The organism is Klebsiella grimontii (assembly GCF_900200035.1).
GTDB lineage: Bacteria > Pseudomonadota > Gammaproteobacteria > Enterobacterales > Enterobacteriaceae > Klebsiella > Klebsiella grimontii.
Map to the genome: position 1 here is coordinate 400,134 of NZ_FZTC01000017.1, position 17,152 is coordinate 417,285.

General features: G+C 56.0%; 17 protein-coding genes and 2 pseudogenes. 14 read left to right on the forward strand and 5 right to left on the reverse strand.

The window, feature by feature from the left end; all coding sequences use genetic code 11:
- The first annotated feature begins 57 nt into the window (after nucleotides 1–57).
- The 9 genes from pspA (at nucleotide 58) to KOSB73_RS14495 (ending at nucleotide 7,473) form a co-directional block, all read left to right on the forward strand.
- Entirely contained in the window at nucleotides 58–726 is a 669-nt protein-coding gene (gene pspA / locus KOSB73_RS14455) for a phage shock protein PspA (RefSeq protein WP_004139297.1), read from the forward strand.
- Between the two features lie 51 nt (nucleotides 727–777).
- Entirely contained in the window at nucleotides 778–1,002 is a 225-nt protein-coding gene (gene pspB / locus KOSB73_RS14460; protein ID WP_004101459.1) for an envelope stress response membrane protein PspB, read from the forward strand.
- The gene (pspC, locus tag KOSB73_RS14465) at nucleotides 1,002–1,361 is read left to right on the forward strand and encodes an envelope stress response membrane protein PspC (RefSeq protein ID WP_004101461.1); all 360 of its coding nucleotides are present in this window, start codon (nucleotides 1,002–1,004) and stop codon (nucleotides 1,359–1,361) included. Before pspB ends, pspC begins: the two co-directional genes overlap by 1 nt.
- 19 nt (nucleotides 1,362–1,380) lie before the next feature.
- Nucleotides 1,381–1,611, forward strand: a complete 231-nt coding sequence (pspD, locus tag KOSB73_RS14470; RefSeq protein WP_004101464.1) for a phage shock protein PspD — start codon at nucleotides 1,381–1,383, stop codon at nucleotides 1,609–1,611.
- A gap of 33 nt (nucleotides 1,612–1,644) precedes the next feature.
- Nucleotides 1,645–1,959 (forward strand): thiosulfate sulfurtransferase PspE, encoded by a 315-nt coding sequence (pspE, locus tag KOSB73_RS14475; protein ID WP_064342514.1) that lies wholly within the window; start codon nucleotides 1,645–1,647, stop codon nucleotides 1,957–1,959.
- 100 nt (nucleotides 1,960–2,059) lie between these two features.
- Nucleotides 2,060–3,457 carry a YcjX family GTP-binding protein gene (locus KOSB73_RS14480; protein WP_024360670.1) on the forward strand — a complete coding sequence of 466 codons (1,398 nt, stop codon included), beginning with the start codon at nucleotides 2,060–2,062 and terminating at the stop codon, nucleotides 3,455–3,457.
- Nucleotides 3,454–4,515 carry a YcjF family protein gene (locus KOSB73_RS14485; protein ID WP_098140610.1) on the forward strand — a complete coding sequence of 354 codons (1,062 nt, stop codon included), beginning with the start codon at nucleotides 3,454–3,456 and terminating at the stop codon, nucleotides 4,513–4,515. Before KOSB73_RS14480 ends, KOSB73_RS14485 begins: the two co-directional genes overlap by 4 nt.
- 244 nt (nucleotides 4,516–4,759) lie before the next feature.
- Nucleotides 4,760–6,301, forward strand: a complete 1,542-nt coding sequence (gene tyrR, locus KOSB73_RS14490) for a transcriptional regulator TyrR (protein WP_004121199.1) — start codon at nucleotides 4,760–4,762, stop codon at nucleotides 6,299–6,301.
- A 116-nt stretch (nucleotides 6,302–6,417) separates the two neighbouring features.
- On the forward strand, nucleotides 6,418–7,473 hold the full coding sequence (locus KOSB73_RS14495; protein ID WP_049090013.1) for an AbrB family transcriptional regulator: 1,056 nt from the start codon (nucleotides 6,418–6,420) through the stop codon (nucleotides 7,471–7,473).
- A 44-nt stretch (nucleotides 7,474–7,517) separates the two neighbouring features.
- Here the strand turns inward: KOSB73_RS14495 and tpx are convergent, their stop codons facing one another.
- Nucleotides 7,518–8,024 carry a thiol peroxidase gene (gene tpx, locus KOSB73_RS14500; RefSeq protein WP_004101479.1) on the reverse strand — a complete coding sequence of 169 codons (507 nt, stop codon included), beginning with the start codon at nucleotides 8,022–8,024 and terminating at the stop codon, nucleotides 7,518–7,520.
- A gap of 101 nt (nucleotides 8,025–8,125) precedes the next feature.
- On the opposite strand from tpx, the gene ycjG reads away from it, so the two are divergent.
- Nucleotides 8,126–9,091 (forward strand): L-Ala-D/L-Glu epimerase, encoded by a 966-nt coding sequence (gene ycjG / locus KOSB73_RS14505; RefSeq protein ID WP_098140611.1) that lies wholly within the window; start codon nucleotides 8,126–8,128, stop codon nucleotides 9,089–9,091.
- On the opposite strand, the gene mpaA is transcribed toward ycjG, so the two are convergent.
- Nucleotides 9,082–9,795 (reverse strand): murein tripeptide amidase MpaA, encoded by a 714-nt coding sequence (gene mpaA / locus KOSB73_RS14510; protein ID WP_004139281.1) that lies wholly within the window; start codon nucleotides 9,793–9,795, stop codon nucleotides 9,082–9,084. The two genes, ycjG and mpaA, sit on opposite strands and share 10 nt — an antisense overlap.
- Nucleotides 9,796–9,983: 188 nt before the next feature.
- Between mpaA and KOSB73_RS14515 the strand changes: the two genes are divergently transcribed.
- Complete coding sequence (locus tag KOSB73_RS14515; RefSeq protein WP_049085751.1) at nucleotides 9,984–11,600, forward strand: peptide ABC transporter substrate-binding protein; 1,617 nt, start codon at nucleotides 9,984–9,986, stop codon at nucleotides 11,598–11,600.
- Nucleotides 11,601–11,692: 92 nt separating this feature from the next.
- Here the strand turns inward: KOSB73_RS14515 and KOSB73_RS14520 are convergent, their stop codons facing one another.
- Nucleotides 11,693–12,256 (reverse strand): DJ-1/PfpI family protein, encoded by a 564-nt coding sequence (locus KOSB73_RS14520; protein ID WP_074168755.1) that lies wholly within the window; start codon nucleotides 12,254–12,256, stop codon nucleotides 11,693–11,695.
- A 251-nt stretch (nucleotides 12,257–12,507) separates the two neighbouring features.
- On the opposite strand from KOSB73_RS14520, the pseudogene KOSB73_RS14525 reads away from it, so the two are divergent.
- A pseudogene (locus KOSB73_RS14525) lies at nucleotides 12,508–12,693 on the forward strand (VasL domain-containing protein); the annotation flags it as partial.
- Nucleotides 12,694–12,875: 182 nt separating this feature from the next.
- On the opposite strand, the gene KOSB73_RS14530 reads toward KOSB73_RS14525, so the two are convergent.
- Nucleotides 12,876–14,555, reverse strand: coding sequence for a glycoside hydrolase family 43 protein (locus KOSB73_RS14530; RefSeq protein ID WP_024360665.1), 1,680 nt, complete (start codon nucleotides 14,553–14,555; stop codon nucleotides 12,876–12,878).
- A 57-nt stretch (nucleotides 14,556–14,612) separates the two neighbouring features.
- Nucleotides 14,613–16,052 (reverse strand): MFS transporter, encoded by a 1,440-nt coding sequence (locus tag KOSB73_RS14535; RefSeq protein WP_165775008.1) that lies wholly within the window; start codon nucleotides 16,050–16,052, stop codon nucleotides 14,613–14,615.
- 439 nt (nucleotides 16,053–16,491) lie between these two features.
- Here KOSB73_RS14535 and KOSB73_RS14540 point away from each other — a divergent pair, with 439 nt between their 5' ends.
- Both KOSB73_RS14540 and KOSB73_RS14545 read left to right on the forward strand, forming a co-directional pair.
- Nucleotides 16,492–16,683, forward strand: a complete 192-nt coding sequence (locus KOSB73_RS14540) for a hypothetical protein (RefSeq protein WP_133116571.1) — start codon at nucleotides 16,492–16,494, stop codon at nucleotides 16,681–16,683.
- 256 nt (nucleotides 16,684–16,939) lie between these two features.
- Nucleotides 16,940–17,152, forward strand: a pseudogene (locus tag KOSB73_RS14545) (carbohydrate porin); the annotation flags it as partial.

Below are 17,152 nucleotides of genomic sequence, written 5' to 3' on the forward strand. Positions count from 1 at the left end.
TTGTATTAGTCATGGCACAGGCCGGTGCCTGACACCAGAACTATGAGGATTGAAATTATGGGTATTTTTTCTCGTTTTGCCGACATCGTGAACGCCAACATCAACTCCCTGCTGGAGAAAGCAGAAGATCCGCAGAAGCTGGTTCGACTGATGATTCAGGAGATGGAAGACACGCTGGTTGAAGTGCGTTCGACCTCCGCGCGAGCGTTGGCTGAAAAGAAACAGCTGAGCCGTCGTATTGAACAGGCCGTTGCCCAGCAGGCGGAATGGCAGGAAAAAGCCGAACTGGCGCTGCGCAAAGAGAAAGAGGATCTGGCCCGTGCGGCGCTGATTGAAAAGCAAAAGCTGACCGACCTGATCGCTAGCCTGGAAAACGAAGCGCAGCTAGTTGATGAAACGCTGGCGCGGATGAAAAAAGAGATTGGCGAGCTGGAAAACAAACTCAGCGAAACCCGCGCCCGCCAGCAGGCGCTGATGCTGCGTCATCAGGCCGCAAGCTCCTCCCGCGACGTTCGTCGTCAGCTGGACAGCGGCAAGATTGACGAGGCGATGGCGCGTTTTGAATCATTTGAACGTCGTATCGACCATATGGAAGCAGAAGCGGAAAGCCACCGCTTCGGCAAAGATAAGTCGTTGGATCAGCAGTTCGCCGATCTGAAAGCGGACGATGAAATCAGCGAGCAGCTGGCGGCGTTAAAAGCCAAAATGAATCAAAATAATCAGTAATCGTATTCGGGCGGCACCAAGACGTGCCGCCGCCATCTGCAAGGAGTTCATATGAGCATGCTTTTTCTCGCCATCCCATTGACGTTGTTTGTGCTGTTTGTGTTGCCGGTCTGGCTCTGGCTGCACTACAACAACCGTACCGCCAGCGGCAGCCTATCGCAGAATGAACAGCAGCGCCTGCTGCAGCTGACCGATGACGCGAAGCGCATGCGCGAGCGTATTCAGGCGCTGGAGGCGATTCTTGACGCTGAGCACCCGAACTGGAGAGAGAAATAATGGGCGGACTGGATCTGAGTAAAAAACTGTGGCGCATTCCGCAGCAGGGCATGGTGAAAGGGGTTTGCGCCGGTATCGCGCAGTATCTGGACGTGCCGGTAAAGCTGGTGCGCCTGATTACCGTACTGGCAATGATTTTTGGCCTGTTCCTGTTTGTGGTGGTGGCCTACATCATTCTCTCGTTTGCGCTGGATCCGATGCCGGAAAGCGAGCTGTATGGTGAAAAAACGCCGAGCAGCGGAGAGCTGTTGGCCGCCGCGGATAAAGAACTGGCAGCGGGGGAGCGTCGTCTGCGCGAAATGGAGCGCTACGTCACCTCTGATACCTTTTCGCTGCGCAGTCGTTTCCGCCAGCTATAACTGAAAGTTGAGGTTAATGATGAACATGAAATGGCAGCAGGCCGGACAAAAAGTCAAACCGGGTCTGAAAATCGCAGGCAAACTAGTGCTGCTCACCGCGCTGCGCTACGGCCCGGCGGGCGTCGCTGGCTGGGCGGTAAAATCCGTCGCGCGTCGGCCGCTGAAAATGCTGCTGATGCTTGTTCTGGAACCCATGCTCAGCCGGGCGGCGCAGCGGTTTTCTAAACGTCGCGGATGGCGTATGTTATGAGTGCCTAAACACTCACACTATCAGGATGATAAAATGCGAAAACTCCTTCTGGGTTTAGCGCTGGCGATGGCCTTACCCGCCTTCGCGGCAGAGCACTGGATCGATGTCCGCGTCCCGCAGCAGTATCAAAAAGAGCACGTCGTCGGGGCGGTGAATATCCCACTGGCGGATTTAAAAACGCGGATTGCGGCGGAAGTACCGGATAAAAACGATACCATTCACGTTTATTGCAACGTTGGCCGGCAATCGGGCCAGGCTCAGCAGCTGCTGAGCGAAATGGGCTACACGCAGGTGGTTAACGCCGGCGGCCTCAGTGAGATAGCCAGGCCGAAAAGCGCCAGCAAATAATCGTTGGCCCCGTCGCAGCGGGGCTAATGCAATCTATTGATAATTATCTCTTTAGCCCTCATGTCTATTTCCCTCGTTCTTCAGGCTCAACAGGATGGCGATGAAGCGACTCAAAACAGAATTTAACGCGCTGATCAATCGTGGGGTTGATCGGCATCTTCGTCTGGCTGTCACCGGCCTTAGCCGCAGCGGCAAGACCGCCTTTATCACCGCGCTGGTCAATCAACTGCTGAATATTCACGCCGGCGCGCGGCTACCGCTGCTTAGCGCGGCCAGAGAAGAGCGCCTGCTGGGCGTCAAGCGCGTACCGCAGCGGGATTTTGGTATTCCGCGCTTCACCTATGATGAAGGGCTGGCCCAGCTCTACGGTCAGCCGCCGGTCTGGCCGACGCCCACCCGCGGCGTCAGCGAAATCCGCCTTGCTCTGCGCTATCGCTCTAACGATTCGCTGCTGCGCCATTTTAAAGAGACCTCAACTCTGTATCTGGAGATTGTCGATTATCCCGGCGAGTGGCTGCTGGATCTGCCGATGCTGGCCCAGGACTATCTGACCTGGTCACGGCAGATGACCGGACTACTGCAGGGGCAGAGGGCGGAGTGGTCGGCGCGCTGGCGACAGCTATGCGAAGGTCTGGATCCGCTGGCGCCCGCCGATGAAACCCGTCTGGCGGAGATCGCCGCGGCGTGGACCGATTATCTGCACACCTGTAAGCGCGAAGGGATGCACTTTATTCAGCCAGGGCGCTTTGTGCTGCCCGGTGAAATGGCCGGCGCCCCGGCGCTGCAGTTCTTTCCCTGGCCGGATGTGGATGCCGCCGGTGAGGCTAAGCTGGCGCAGGCGGACAAACAGACCAATGCCGGAATGCTGCGCGAGCGTTTTAAATACTACTGCGAGAAAGTGGTAAAAGGCTTCTATAAAGATCATTTCCTGCGCTTCGATCGGCAAATCGTGCTGGTGGACTGCCTGCAGCCGTTGAACAGCGGGCCGCAGGCGTTTAATGATATGCGCCTGGCGCTGACGCAGCTGATGCAAAGTTTTCACTATGGCCAGCGCACGCTGTTTCGTCGCCTGTTCTCACCGGTTATTGATAAGCTGCTGTTCGCCGCGACTAAAGCCGATCACGTGACCGTCGATCAGCACAGCAATATGGTGTCGCTGCTGCAGCAACTGATACAGGACGCCTGGCAGAACGCGGCGTTTGAAGGCATCAGTATGGATTGCCTGGGGCTGGCGTCGATTCAGGCGACGCAGAGCGGGCTTATTGAGGTGAACGGCGAAAAGATCCCTGCGCTGCGAGGCCACAGGCTGAGCGACGGCCAGCCGCTGACCGTCTACCCCGGCGAGGTGCCCGCCCGTCTGCCGGGCCAGGCCTTCTGGGAACAGCAGGGCTTTCAGTTTGAAAACTTCCGCCCTCAGGTGATGGACGTTGATAAACCGCTGCCGCATATTCGGCTCGACGCGGCGCTGGAATTTTTGATCGGAGATAAATTGCGATGACCGAACCCTTAAAACCGCGTATCGATTTCGACGGCCCGCTGGAGGAGGAAAAGGCGCAAACTCTCAAGTCCGCGCGCGCGTTTGACGGCGCCGACGCGGCGAAATTCGCTCCCGCGCGGCTTGACGTTCTGCAAGAAGAAGAGGGGGCGGCGGAAGCGGTAGTGGAGTCAGCGCTGCGGCCTAAGCGCAGCCTGTGGCGAAAAATGGTTAGCGCCGGGCTGGCTATCTTTGGCGTCAGCGTGGTGGCGCAGGGCGTGCAGTGGACGATGACCGCCTGGCAAACGCAGGACTGGATCGCCCTCGGCGGCTGCGCTGCCGGCGCCTTGATCGTCGGCGCGGGCGTCGGTTCGGTGGCCACCGAGTGGCGCCGGCTGTGGCGGCTACGCCAGCGTGCCCACGAGCGCGATGAGGCGCGGGATCTGATGCACAGCCATGCGGTCGGCAAAGGGCGCGCCTTTTGCGAGAAGCTGGCCCTGCAGGCGGGGCTCGATCAATCCCACCCGGCCCTGCAGCGCTGGTATGCGGCAATCCACGAAACGCAGAACGATCGTGAAGTGGTGAGCCTGTACGCGCAGATCGTACAGCCAGTACTGGATGCGCAGGCGCGGCGTGAAATCAGCCGTTCGGCGGCGGAGTCGACGCTGATGATCGCCGTCAGTCCGCTGGCGCTGGTGGATATGGCGTTTATCGCCTGGCGCAATTTACGGCTGATCAACCGCATCGCCACCCTCTACGGTATTGAGCTGGGCTACTACAGCCGCCTGCGCCTGTTCCGTCTGGTGCTGCTGAATATCGCTTTTGCCGGCGCCAGCGAGCTGGTGCGGGAAGTCGGGATGGACTGGATGTCGCAGGATCTGGCGGCCAGGCTATCGGCGCGCGCGGCGCAGGGGATTGGCGCCGGGCTGCTGACCGCGCGGCTGGGTATTAAGGCGATGGAACTCTGCCGCCCGCTGCCGTGGATCGCCGACGATAAACCGCGGCTGGGGGATTTTCGTCGCGAGCTGATCGGTCAGCTAAAAGATACCCTGCAGAAGAGCAAAAACGCGCCGGAGAAATAGCGTTTTTGGGCATTCCCGGCTCGCGCTACGCTTAGCCGGGCTATGGCCGGTTGCCCTGATAAGTTGGTAGCCCGGCTAAGGCGTTCGCGCCGCAAGCCGGGAATTCTCCCTGTAGCGCATAACTTTACGGCAGAAAGGCCATTTTTCCGCCATACTGTCAATAATTGTTGACAGCTGGCTTCACGCCAGCACATAACTGTCCTATTATTCATCCGTCATTGGCCTCTTTAGGGTGAAAACTCCTATGCGTCTTGAAGTCTTTTGTGAAGACCGTCTTGGTCTGACTCGTGAATTACTTGATTTACTGGTGCTGCGCGGTATCGACCTGCGGGGTATCGACATTGACCCTATTGGCCGAATTTATCTCAATTTCGCCGAGCTGGAGTTCGCTAGCTTCAGCAGCCTGATGGCGGAAATTCGTCGTATCGCCGGCGTCACCGACGTGCGCACCGTGGCGTGGATGCCGTCAGAGCGGGAGCACCTGGCGCTCAGCGCGCTGCTGGTGGCGATGCCGGAACCGGTGCTGTCTCTGGATACCAAAGGAAAAGTCGAACTGGCTAACCCGGCCAGCTGCCAGCTGTTTGGCCAGAGTCAGGATAAGCTGCGCAGCCATCCGGTCGCGCAGCTGATTACCGATTTTAACGTCCAGCGCTGGCTGGAAAACGATCCTCAGGAGTCGCATGCGGAACACGTGGTGGTCAACGGGCAGAACTTTCTGCTGGAGATCACCCCGGTCTACCTGGAAGGCGAGCACGGCGAGAAGGTGCTAACCGGCGCGGTAGCGATGCTGCGTTCGACGGTCCGCATGGGGCGCCAGCTGCAAACCATGACCATTCAGGATACCAGCGCCTTTAGCCAGATCCTCGCCGTTGGTCCGAAAATGCGCCATGTCGTCGAGCAGGCCCGCAAGCTGGCCATGCTCAGCGCGCCGCTGCTAATCGTCGGGGATACCGGCACAGGGAAAGATTTGCTGGCCCACGCCTGCCACCTGGCGAGTCCGCGCGCAGGGAAACCTTATCTGGCGCTGAACTGCGGCTCCATCCCGGAAGACGCGGTGGAAAGCGAGCTGTTCGGCGACGCCATCCAGGGGAAAAAGGGCTTCTTCGAGCAAGCTAACGGCGGCTCGGTTTTGCTGGATGAAATTGGCGAAATGTCGCCGCGCATGCAGACCAAACTGCTGCGCTTCCTCAACGACGGCACCTTCCGCCGCGTCGGTGAAGATCATGAGGTCCACGTTGATGTGCGGGTGATCTGCGCGACCCAGAAAAACCTGGTGGAGCTGGTGCAAAAGGGGCTGTTCCGCGAAGACCTCTATTATCGCCTGAACGTGCTGACGCTGTATCTGCCGCCGCTGCGCGACTGCCCGCAGGACATCATGCCGCTGACCGAACTGTTCGTGGCGCGCTTTGCCGATGAGCAGGGCATTCCGCGGCCGAAACTCTCAGCCGATTTAAATAGCGTGCTGACGCGTTACAGCTGGCCGGGCAACGTGCGTCAGTTGAAAAACGCGATCTATCGCGCGCTGACTCAGCTGGACGGGTTTGAGCTGCGTCCTCAGGATATCCTGCTGCCGGATCATGACGTCTCGTCGCTGGCGGTTGGCGAAGAAGCGATGGAGGGGTCTCTGGATGATATTACCCGCCGTTTCGAACGCTCGGTGCTCACCCAGCTTTATCGCAGCTTCCCCAGCACGCGTAAACTGGCTAAGCGTCTTGGCGTCTCGCACACCGCGATCGCCAATAAGCTGCGCGAATATGGCCTGAGCCAGAAAAAAGGCGACGAGTAATGCTCACCAACCGTCTGCCCGGGCAGGCGGTTGGTATTTCCAGAAAAGGGCGGGGTCCAGGTGTAGAATGATTCTGTATATACTTCGTCTTTACCCTCTTTTTGGCAGGAATACGCATGCGGATCTGGCGTAGTGATTTTTTTCAATGGATGAAACTGCTGGTACTCTCCAGCGCGCTCTCTTTTGTATTGTTCTGGTTTCACCTTCCCGCCGCGCTGCTGCTGGGGCCGATGATTGCCGGAATCATCCTCAGCCTGCGCGGCGCGGAAATTCGCGTACCCCGTCCCTTTTTTATTGCCGCCCAGGCGATTATCGGCTGCATGATCGCCCGCAGCCTGACGCCATCCATTTTCGGCGTTCTGCTGGCGAACTGGGCGCTGGTGCTGTTGATTCTCTTTTCTACACTCGCTATCAGCGCGCTGGCGGGATGGCTGCTGGTGCGCTACAGCGACCTGCCCGGCGCCACCGGGGCGTGGGGGAGCTCGCCGGGCGGCGCCTCGGCGATGGTGATTATGGCCCAGGAGTACGGCGCCGATGTCCGGCTGGTGGCGCTGATGCAGTATCTGCGGGTGCTGTTTGTTGCGGGGGCGGCGGCGCTCGTCGTTCGCGTCGCGCTCGGCGGTGAAGCGCAGGAGATGACTCAGCAGGTCGCCTGGTTTCCTCCGGTGAGCTGGCAGTTACCGCTCACGCTGCTGCTGACGGCGGTAGCGGGGTGGTTGGGGCTACGGCTGCGCTTTCCATCCGGCGCGATGCTCTTTCCAATGCTGATCGGGGCGCTGGCGCAGGGGGAAGGTTGGCTGCAGCTTGAACTTCCCGAGTGGCTGCTGGCGCTGGCTTATGCCGCCGTTGGCTGGAGCGTTGGTCTAAAGTTTAATAAACAGATTTTCCTGCTGGCGCTCAAAACCCTGCCGCAGATCCTCGCATCGATTATTGGCCTGATCCTGCTGTGCGCGCTGATGGCTTTTGGGCTGACGCAGGTTTTGCCGCTGGACTTTATGACCGCCTACCTGGCGACCAGTCCGGGCGGGCTGGACACGGTGGCGATTATCGCCGCCGGTACGCGGGCGGATATGTCGTTTATTATGGCGATGCAGACGCTGCGCCTGTTCACCATCTTACTGACCGGGCCGGCGATTGCGCGCTTTATCTCCCGCTATGCGGCGCGGGAATAAAAAAGCCCCCGGTTAACGAGGGCTTACGTGGCCTGGCGGCGTTATTACGCTTTCAGCGCGGCCAGGGCGGCGTCGTAGTCCGGCTCTTCGGTGATTTCATTCACCAGTTGGCTGTAAACAACCTGGTCGTTTTCATCAATCACGACCACAGCGCGCGCCGCCAGGCCGGCCAGCGGGCCCGCGGAGATAGCGACGCCGTAGTCGGCCAGGAACTGCGCGCCGCGCAGGGTAGACAGAGTGACAACGTTGTTCAGGCCTTCCGCGCCGCAGAAGCGAGACTGCGCGAACGGCAGGTCAGCGGAAATGCACAGCACCACGGTGTTGTTCAGTTCAGACGCCAGCTGGTTAAATTTACGTACCGATGCCGCGCAAACGCCGGTATCGATGCTTGGGAAAATGTTCAGCACTTTACGGGAGCCTGCGAACTGGCTCAGCGCGACGTCAGAGAGATCTTTGGCCACCAGCGTAAACGGCTGCGCTTTAGCGCCTGCCTGCGGAATGGTGCCTTGAACAGAAACGGGGTTGCCCTGGAAATGCACGGTTTGTGACATGGTTATCTTCCTGTTTACATATAGTTAACGTCGCGGCTAGTGTATGACATCCGTCATCGGCACGGCAAATCCTTTTAATACTTACCTGCGAGGTTCAGGGAATGCGAAATGTGCGAGTCTATGAAGAAGCCTGGCCGCTACATACCCCGTTTGTGATCGCCCGCGGCAGCCGCAGCGAGGCAAAAGTCGTGGTGGTGGAAATTGAAGAGAATGGCGTCAAGGGCACAGGTGAGTGCACGCCCTATCCTCGTTACGGGGAGAGTATTGCTTCGGTGATGGCGCAGATTATGGCGATTGGCGAACAGATTGAGCGCGGCGTCTCCCGTGAGGAGATCCAGCGCCTGCTGCCGCCAGGAGCCGCGCGTAATGCCGTGGACTGCGCGCTCTGGGACTGGCAGGCGCGCAGCGAGGGTAAGAGCATCGCGCAGATTTTAGGCGTGGCCCTGCCGGTGCGGATGGTCACGGCGCAGACGGTGGTTATCGGCACGCCGGAGCAGATGGCGGCCAGCGCGGCGGCGCTGTGGGAGAAAGGGGCCACGTTGCTGAAAGTGAAGCTCGACGACCATCTGATCAGCGAGCGGTTGATTGCCATTCGCGAGGCGGTTCCGCAGGCCACGCTCATCGTGGATGCTAACGAAGCCTGGCGCGGCGATGGCCTGGCCGAGCGCTGCCAACTGCTGGCGGATATCGGCGTGGCGATGCTGGAACAGCCGCTCCCGGCTGGGGCCGATGAGGCGCTGGAGAATTTTATCCACCCGCTGCCCATTTGCGCCGATGAGAGTTGCCATACTCGCGACAGCCTGGCGGCGCTGCGCGGCCGCTATGAGATGGTCAATATCAAGCTTGATAAGACTGGCGGCCTGACCGAAGCGCTGCTGTTGGCGCAGGAGGCGGAGCGCCTGGGATTTGCGCGGATGCTGGGCTGCATGCTGTGTACCTCAAGAGCCATCAGCGCGGCGCTGCCGCTGGCGCCGCTTGCCCGCTTCGCCGACCTCGATGGCCCGACCTGGCTGGCGGTGGACGTCGAGCCGGCGCTGCATTTCAGCACCGGGGTGCTTCATCTTTGAGAGCGCCAGTGCAGCAGGTCCGTCATGGCCGCCAGGTATTTATCCGTCGCTTCGTCGGCGGATATCGGCGGGAATTCGGCGGTAATGCAGGGCAGGCCGATATCCGCGCACCAGCTGCCAAAGGAGCCGGGCGTTTCATAGCCGACGCTGCCCACCAGCGGCAGGCTAAACGCATCGGCTAGCCACTGGCCCAGTTCGCTGTGGCCGGGATCTTCAATACAGGCCAGCGGATCGTGAAACGAGACCACCCACGCGGGGTGGATCTGGTGGATCAGCTGGCACAGCGCCTGGGTTTCCGGTTCTGAACCGGGTTTTTCGCCGGTGAGCAGGACCACATCGCGCTGTTCCGCCGCGCTGTTCCAGCGATAAACCGTTTCGCCTTCTTTCCAGTTCGCCGCCGGAAAATTCCGGTTCAAGTCGATGCCGCGCGCATTGGCGCGCAGCCCCAACTGGCAGCCGTCCGGGTTGACCGCCAGCACCACGTGATGGCGGCGCAGCTCGGGTTTGAGCGTACGTAGCGCGCAGGAAAGCGTGACTATGGATGAACCTTCATCGCCGTGGGTTCCGGCAAGAATCAGGCCGCTGCGGCTATCGGCCAGCGGCGCCGGGAACCACAGCAGCGGCGCGCCAAGGTGAGACTGGCCGTAGCGTTGTGTTCCTGGCGGAAAATCACCGCGCTGGGGGCGAGGACGAGAAACGGGCATAGGGCATCCTGTTATCCGATTATTTTTCAGCAGTGTTGTGTAAAACCGTCCCGGAATCAAATAGTTTCCAGCGATGGTGAAATCAGCATAGACGTCAACTTTCTTTCACAAGCCGTTTGCAATTTCAGGTGATGAAACAAATAATTATCGCACTGCCAGCTCTGGTTTTTTATTTTAAAGGGGATCTTATGAAGTATCCTGTCACATTGACATGCGGCGCGCTGTGGTTAGCCAGCGTCTCTTCTCTTGCCTGGGCAGCCGATGTCCCGCCGGGCACCGTTTTAGCCGAAAACCAGGTGCTGGTGCGGCACATTAAAGACGAGCCCGCCTCCTTAGATCCCGCGAAAGCCGTCGGTCTGCCTGAAATTCAGGTTATCCGCGATCTTTTTGAAGGTTTAGTCAATCAGGACGAGAAAGGCAACCTGATCCCGGGCGTGGCGACTCGCTGGCAGAGCAATGATAATCGCGTCTGGACATTTACCCTGCGCGATAACGCCCGCTGGTCCGACGGCACGCCGGTAACGGCAGAGGATTTTGTTTATAGCTGGCGGCGGCTGGTTGATCCTAAAACCACGTCCCCGTTTGCCTGGTTTGCTGCGCTGGCCGGAATCGCCAATGCGCAAAATATTATTGATGGTAAAGCCGCGCCGGACACCCTCGGCGTCACCGCCGTGGACGCGCGTACCTTGCGCGTGCAGCTGGATAAACCGCTGCCGTGGTTCAGTAATCTGACGGCCAGCTTTGCTTTCTATCCGGTGCAGAAGGCTAACGTGGAGAGCGGCGACAACTGGACGCGTCCGGGAAGCCTGGTTGGCAACGGCGCGTATGTCTTAAAAGATCGCGTAGTGAATGAAAAGCTGGTGGTGGTCCCCAATACGCACTACTGGGATAACGGCAAAACGGTGATCCAGCAGGTCACATTTACGCCCATTAACCAGGAGTCAGCGGCCACCAAACGTTATCTGGCCGGCGATATCGATATCACCGAGTCGTTCCCGAAAAATCTGTATCAGAAGCTGCTGAAGGATATTCCGGGGCAGGTTTATACTCCGCCGCAGCTGGGAACTTATTATTACGCCTTTAACACTCAGAAAGGGCCAACCGCCGATGAGCGCGTCCGCCTGGCGCTCAGCATGACTATCGATCGTCGTCTGATGGCGGAGAAAATTCTGGGTACCGGCGAGAAACCGGCCTGGCGCTTTACTCCGGACGTGACCGCAGGCTTTACTCCGCAGCCGACGCAAATCGAAAGCATGAGCCAGGCCGAACTGAATGCCCAGGCGAAAGCGCTGCTGCAGGCGGCGGGCTACGGTCCAAACCGTCCGCTGAAGCTGACGCTGCTGTACAATACCTCGGAGAACCACCAGAAGATCGCGATCGCGGTGGCGTCAATGTGGAAGAAAAATCTGGGCGTCGACGTGAAGCTACAAAACCAGGAGTGGAAAACCTATATCGATAGCCGCAATACCGGCAATTTCGATGTGATCCGCGCCTCGTGGGTGGGGGATTACAACGAGCCGTCGACGTTTCTGTCGCTGCTGACCTCAACCCATAGCGGCAATATCTCCCGTTTCAACGATCCGGCCTACGACAAAATTCTGACCCAGGCGGCGCTGGAAACGTCGGAAAAAGCGCGCAATGACGATTACAACGCGGCGGAAAAAATCATTATGGCGAAAGCGCCCATCGCGCCGATATATCAGTACACCAACGGGCGTCTGATTAAACCGTGGCTGAAAGGGTATCCGATAGCCAATCCGGAGGACGTGGCCTATAGCCGCACAATGTATATCGTGAAGCACTGATGGGTCCTGGTATTTAGCCCGGAGCTGGCGCGATTTTAGCGCCAGCGCCTCCTTCAGACGGTCTTCATGGAGGCTGTTATCCGGTTGTTTTTCTACCGCAGCAATTCGGCAAATTTCGCCAACCATTGCGGATGGGCGGGCCAGGCGGGGGCGGTAACCAGATTGCCGTCAATATGCGCCTGATCGATACCAATGTCGGCAAAATGTCCGCCGCTGAGCCGCACTTCCGGTGCACAGGCCGGATAGGCGCTGCAGGTGCGGCCTTTTAATATGCCTGCCGCGGCCAATAGCTGAGGGCCATGGCAAACGGCGGCAATCGGTTTACGCGCCGCGTCAAACGCTTGCACCAGTTTAAGTACTTCCGCATTCAGGCGCAGATATTCTGGCGCCCGCCCGCCGGGGATCAACAGCGCGTCATAATCCGCCTCTTTCACGCTTGTAAAATCGGCGTTGAGAACAAAGCGATGGCCGGGTTTCTCGCTGTAGGTCTGGGCGCCGTCAAAGTCATGGATGGCGGTCATAATGTAGTCGCCTTTGGTTTTGTCAGGACAGACAGCAGCAACCTGATGTCCAATCATTTGTAGTGCCTGGAACGGCACCATGGTCTCGTAATCTTCGGCGTAATCGCCCACCAGCATCAGAATCTTTTTGCCCATCATATTCACTCCTGTATGAATTAAAGTGTCTAAGATATAGCCTGGCGGGAGAGGGAATGCGAACCGCAACTCGGCTCAGGACAACAAAACAATGAATCCGCAGCTGCAATCCTTTGCGACCTGGCTGGCGGGAAGCGGGCGCTGGCAACCCCTACGACTTGGGCGTTTAGTCGGTAAACTCGCGTTGCCCGGCGCCAGCAATTAGGCGCTGGGAAGAGATTAATGGGCAAAGATCATTATTGTCTATTAACGATCTGAGCCAGCTTTACCAGGCCGAAGCGCACCTGACGGCGCTGGATGATGTGCTGCAGCGCCTGGAACTCAAACATGTCAGCCAGCTCGATGCCTTGTATACCCTGATGCACAACGCGGCGGTGCGGCTGGAAGACAGCGAAAATAAAGAGGAGACCGCGTCGCAAACGAGCGCCGCTACGCCGCGTTGAAACAAAAAACGGCGGAATAACCCTGGGATCGCATCCACCGTGATATTCTTTTCCACAGATAATCGACGAAAAGGTATCCGGGATATCCATTCTGCGGCCAGAACCCCCCCGCAATACCCGGAACCGGCGCGGCCTGTCGCGCCAGTTCCTCATTTCACATCCCTGGTCAGGGCTATCTAATAACCACGTAACTCACTGGCTTCCCAGCTGTAAGCGTCACTGGCGATTAACGTATCGCCCAGCTCCTGGTAATCGAAATGATAAAACTCAGCGCTGGCGTCATAACCGGAGTAGTCGACTGCCGCAAGGCCAACAAACGCCCCGGTAAAGAACCCGCCGTAGCTTTGCAGAACATAATCATCCGAAAGGATCGCGGCATCTAACCTGACGGGGATTTCAGTGAATTCAACCCCATCGAAGCTATATTCATAGCTATACGTTTCTTTCCTGACCTTCGTGCGGAACCAGACTTCTTCAACATGGTCCGGGACCTTGATAGCGTCATCTTTTAAATATGATGTATATTTCCCGCGGTTATTCTCACCTAATTCAATGACCTTGCCGTTAATTTCATTCCAGGTAATGAACACAAAGCTCCAGTGACGATCGTTATAGTAGTTTGTTAATCCTGCCATTTGCTGGTAGTTAAATGGATTAAATTTGACTTTAACTTTCGCGTCAAAATAGAAGGCCTGCCAGCGGCGGGCAATCAGCGACAGGTCGTGGGTATTCGCTAAAGAGCCCTGGCCAATTAACGTTAGCTTGCCATCGCCTGTGGTCCCCATTTTTTCTGTGAACGGCACCCGCAGGGTATTCCAGTTGCGATCGAGCGTCGCCGTTGTAAAGTCGTCGTGCTGGCTATGGTTTTCCGGGCTTTCGGTATAAATGGCATCTTTTGGACCCTCAACAAACGTTTTCCCGCCATGGCCTCCTTCAATACGCGGCCAGCCATCTTCATCCCAATACACCTTTTGAATAGCCGTTTCTCTGCCCAGCGTTGACCAACCGCGAGGATCGTAGACCGACTCACCCGGGCGATTCCACGGACGCGCGCAGAGCGAGGCGTAGTACCACTCCCCACCTGGGGTAGAAACTAAGGCACCGTGTCCTTGCTTTTGGATATAGCTGTCTGGCGTATCGACGTTGGTTAAGAAGACCTCACCAGGCTCGGTTTCAAAGCTGTTGGCGTCTAAGGTTTTAGAACGCGCAACCACTTCCTGGTGCGTAAATACGGTGCCGCCCTGGGCGGCAAAAAGATAATAATAGCCGTTCAGTTTATACAGATGCGGGCCCTCAACGAGCGCAACGGCAGTGCCGCGGTAAATAGTACGCGCGGTTTCTGGTCTTAATTTTAGGGTCCTGGTATCCAGTTCGGTTAAGGTGATGCCGTCAAAGGGATGGCGATACTCACGATGATCCCAGGTTTGCTGCACGATATATTTACGCCCATCATCGTCATGGAAAAGTGAAGCATCAAAACCTACGCCGTTGAGCTTGATGGGATCCGTCCATGGGCCGCGAATATCGGTTGCGGTGGTCAGATAGTTGGTCATGTCTTTAAAGGCGCCTTCGGTGACTTTGACGTCGGTATACACCAACCAAAATTGACCATCCGCATAAGAGAGCGCCGGTGCCCAAATCCCGCCTGATGAAGGATTGCCTTTCATATTCAGCAGGGTGGTTGTTGACAATGGCGAAGGGAGAAGATTCCAGTGCTCCAGGTCTTTTGACTCATGTAAACGAACGCCCGGGAACCACTCGAACGTCGAGTTGGCGATATAGTAGGTATCCTTCACGCGGATAATACTGGGGTCGGCATTAAACCCACGTAAAATAGGGTTTTGAATAAGAGACATATCATTACACCTTTTTAAAATGAAAAGTGACTTAATGGCTGGATTTATAATTTTTAGCTACACGCGTATCTCATCAAGCTGACGGTTGATATCGTTAACGTTTTTGTCAGAGATGGGATAAACCTGAATGATGATCATCGATATAATGGCTAACGCGATAGGGATCCACACCGCGGTCATAATGATCCCGTCGATAGCGCTGGTGCTTTGCTGGGCGCCGGTTTCATTGAATCCATAGACGGCCAGCAGCCACAGCGGGATAGCGCCGCCGATAGTAAAACCAATCTTGAAAAACAGCCCCATAATCGCGTTAATGATCGCCGCATTCCGTTTGCCAGATTTTAATTCGCCGTACGCGATGACTTCGGGAACCAGCGCCCACATAAAGCCGGTCGCCGAGGTTAAGCCCCACTGTTTAATGAAGGTCGCGATGTAAGCAAGCCAAAGCGCATCGTGCATACCCTCCCGTGACCAGACGTAAGTCAGTAATTCACCGACAATAAACATGGCCAGAAAAATGTGGAAGAATCCTTTTTTACCAAAAATTTTCTTGAGTTTGGGCCAGAAAATAGGGAAGGCAATGCCCGGAATCGAGGCGACAAGGCCGACGGCCCCCATCCACTCTGAATGACCCACAACGTACTGATTGAAAAAGCCGTTAACCGTGTTCATGAAAAACATGAAGGTAAACGCCAGCATGAAAAACAGCCCGAGAATAACCAGCGGACGATTATGTTTAAGTTCAAGGAACAGATCGGTCGTTTTGACGTTGGCAGTCTGTTCTGCCGTCGCAACAACGCGTTCTTTGGTGAATTTATAGCAGATGAAAAGCGCCGCAGCGCCGATTAGCATATAAACGGAGTAAACGCCGAACCAGGCGTAGTTCGCTGATGGATCGGTATAGTTTCCCAGATTGAGCTCAATGCCAAAAAAACCGGTGTCCTTAAGGCTACGATCTTTTGGCGAGGCCATTTGTACAAACATCGGGAACAGGGTATAGACAAGAAGGTTCGCGCTATTGGCCAGCATCATGCGGGTACTGGTGAGTTTATCAATCGATTCCGGATCCCGGGTCAAGGACGCGTTAAGAGAACCATAAGGAATATTCACCACCGAATAAACTAAATCCAGAGCCAAATAGACGATAAAAGCAAAAGGGACTGAACCTCGGACGCCAGGAATGGGAGCAAAAAGTAACGCGGAAAGGATCACCAGCGGCACGCCGGCTCTTATCAGCCAGGGACGGTATTTACCTGCTTTTGACGTTCTTTTGTCAACATACGTGCCGACCATCGGATCCCAAAAGACATTGATGATTCGGACAAAAAGAAATATAAACCCAGCCGTTGCCGTGCTGATGGTATTTACCGTCAGCATGTGAAGAGCCAGAAAGCCGCCTATTGTGCCAAAAACCAGGTTTTGAGCGAAGTCGCCCATTCCATAACCAATACGTTCCCCGCGCGTTAATTTATGATATTCGTCATGGCGGCTTTGCATTATGTTTTTACTCATTCTGAGCAGACTCCGGTGTGTTGTGTGGATGTGTAACAATTTCTGACATAAATGATCTCGAAGAATCCATTACGTTTTTAAATTAATTTATTATGTTTTTTTACTTCTGTGATCATCGAAGCAAATACCCATCAAGACTATCTTGTCTCTCTTGTTGACTAACGATTTAGCAGCTATATCCCGATAGATTCAGGGCGCGAAAAAATCATTTTTTATTTTATTGTTTCTCTCTTCATCACCCGAAAAAATGTACTTTACATGGTTCTCCAGACGTTGAGTAAATGACGCTAATATTTGCGAGATGGCTCACATTTGAGCATTTTCTTAATCGCTGAGTGAAATAACGTAATTGAGCAACCGGCCGGGAGAATAGAGGATGTGTCACAGTTGTTAAATTTTGGCTTCATAAATTATGGGGTTCATCATGCAATCTTATGCTGAGCGGGGCGCAGCCAGCGGTTTTACTCATCCACTCGACGGTGCCGGGGTGGCGGCCAACGCCGCGCCGTTCCTGTTTTTCACGGCAATAGCGCAGGTCGCTGGCGCCATCAATGCTATCCGCCGCCTGGAGGCAAAAGGTGGTGCCGTGAGTACGGAGGGCGTCGCCAGTTGCTGAAACAACGACGCTAATTATGGCGCATGCCCGACGCAATCAATACCACCGCTGCTGGCCCGTAAATTATCCAAAATGATAATTTATCCGGGGGCGGCTCATTATTAAACAACGCGCGAGGAGGTCGGATAACCCTAATAGCGTAAAGCCTCTGTAGATGTATAAAATTAAAATAATGTTCTTATGATAGCGAGATATTCTGTCTACCCAGAATGGGATTGTTATTATCTGAATAAAATTAACCTATATTGAGATAATTTTGACAATGATAAAAAAACTTCCATTACCCGTGGCGGTTATCGCCGCCTTTTTCCCGTTTACCTCTGCAATAGCCCAAGAGTTCACGCAGGAACAGATCGACGCCATTGTGGCGAAGGCCGTCGATAAAGCCCTCGCCGAGCGCCAGGCGAAAATCGACGCTGCCGCCGATAAAAAAGTGGATGTCATTACCAACCCGCAGACCACCGCCGCC

Coding starts and splice junctions, on each gene's coding strand:
- tyrR (WP_004121199.1), top strand. CDS start 4,760: ATGCGTCTTGAAGTCTTTTGTGAAGACCGTCTTGGTCTGACTCGTGAA.
- KOSB73_RS14530 (WP_024360665.1), bottom strand. CDS start 14,555: ATGTCTCTTATTCAAAACCCTATTTTACGTGGGTTTAATGCCGACCCC.
- pspC (WP_004101461.1), top strand. CDS start 1,002: ATGGGCGGACTGGATCTGAGTAAAAAACTGTGGCGCATTCCGCAGCAG.
- mpaA (WP_004139281.1), bottom strand. CDS start 9,795: ATGCCCGTTTCTCGTCCTCGCCCCCAGCGCGGTGATTTTCCGCCAGGA.
- KOSB73_RS14520 (WP_074168755.1), bottom strand. CDS start 12,256: ATGGGCAAAAAGATTCTGATGCTGGTGGGCGATTACGCCGAAGATTAC.
- tpx (WP_004101479.1), bottom strand. CDS start 8,024: ATGTCACAAACCGTGCATTTCCAGGGCAACCCCGTTTCTGTTCAAGGC.
- KOSB73_RS14515 (WP_049085751.1), top strand. CDS start 9,984: ATGAAGTATCCTGTCACATTGACATGCGGCGCGCTGTGGTTAGCCAGC.
- KOSB73_RS14535 (WP_165775008.1), bottom strand. CDS start 16,052: ATGCAAAGCCGCCATGACGAATATCATAAATTAACGCGCGGGGAACGT.
- KOSB73_RS14480 (WP_024360670.1), top strand. CDS start 2,060: ATGAAGCGACTCAAAACAGAATTTAACGCGCTGATCAATCGTGGGGTT.
- ycjG (WP_098140611.1), top strand. CDS start 8,126: ATGCGAAATGTGCGAGTCTATGAAGAAGCCTGGCCGCTACATACCCCG.
- KOSB73_RS14495 (WP_049090013.1), top strand. CDS start 6,418: ATGCGGATCTGGCGTAGTGATTTTTTTCAATGGATGAAACTGCTGGTA.
- pspB (WP_004101459.1), top strand. CDS start 778: ATGAGCATGCTTTTTCTCGCCATCCCATTGACGTTGTTTGTGCTGTTT.
- KOSB73_RS14485 (WP_098140610.1), top strand. CDS start 3,454: ATGACCGAACCCTTAAAACCGCGTATCGATTTCGACGGCCCGCTGGAG.
- KOSB73_RS14540 (WP_133116571.1), top strand. CDS start 16,492: ATGCAATCTTATGCTGAGCGGGGCGCAGCCAGCGGTTTTACTCATCCA.
- pspE (WP_064342514.1), top strand. CDS start 1,645: ATGCGAAAACTCCTTCTGGGTTTAGCGCTGGCGATGGCCTTACCCGCC.
- pspD (WP_004101464.1), top strand. CDS start 1,381: ATGAACATGAAATGGCAGCAGGCCGGACAAAAAGTCAAACCGGGTCTG.
- pspA (WP_004139297.1), top strand. CDS start 58: ATGGGTATTTTTTCTCGTTTTGCCGACATCGTGAACGCCAACATCAAC.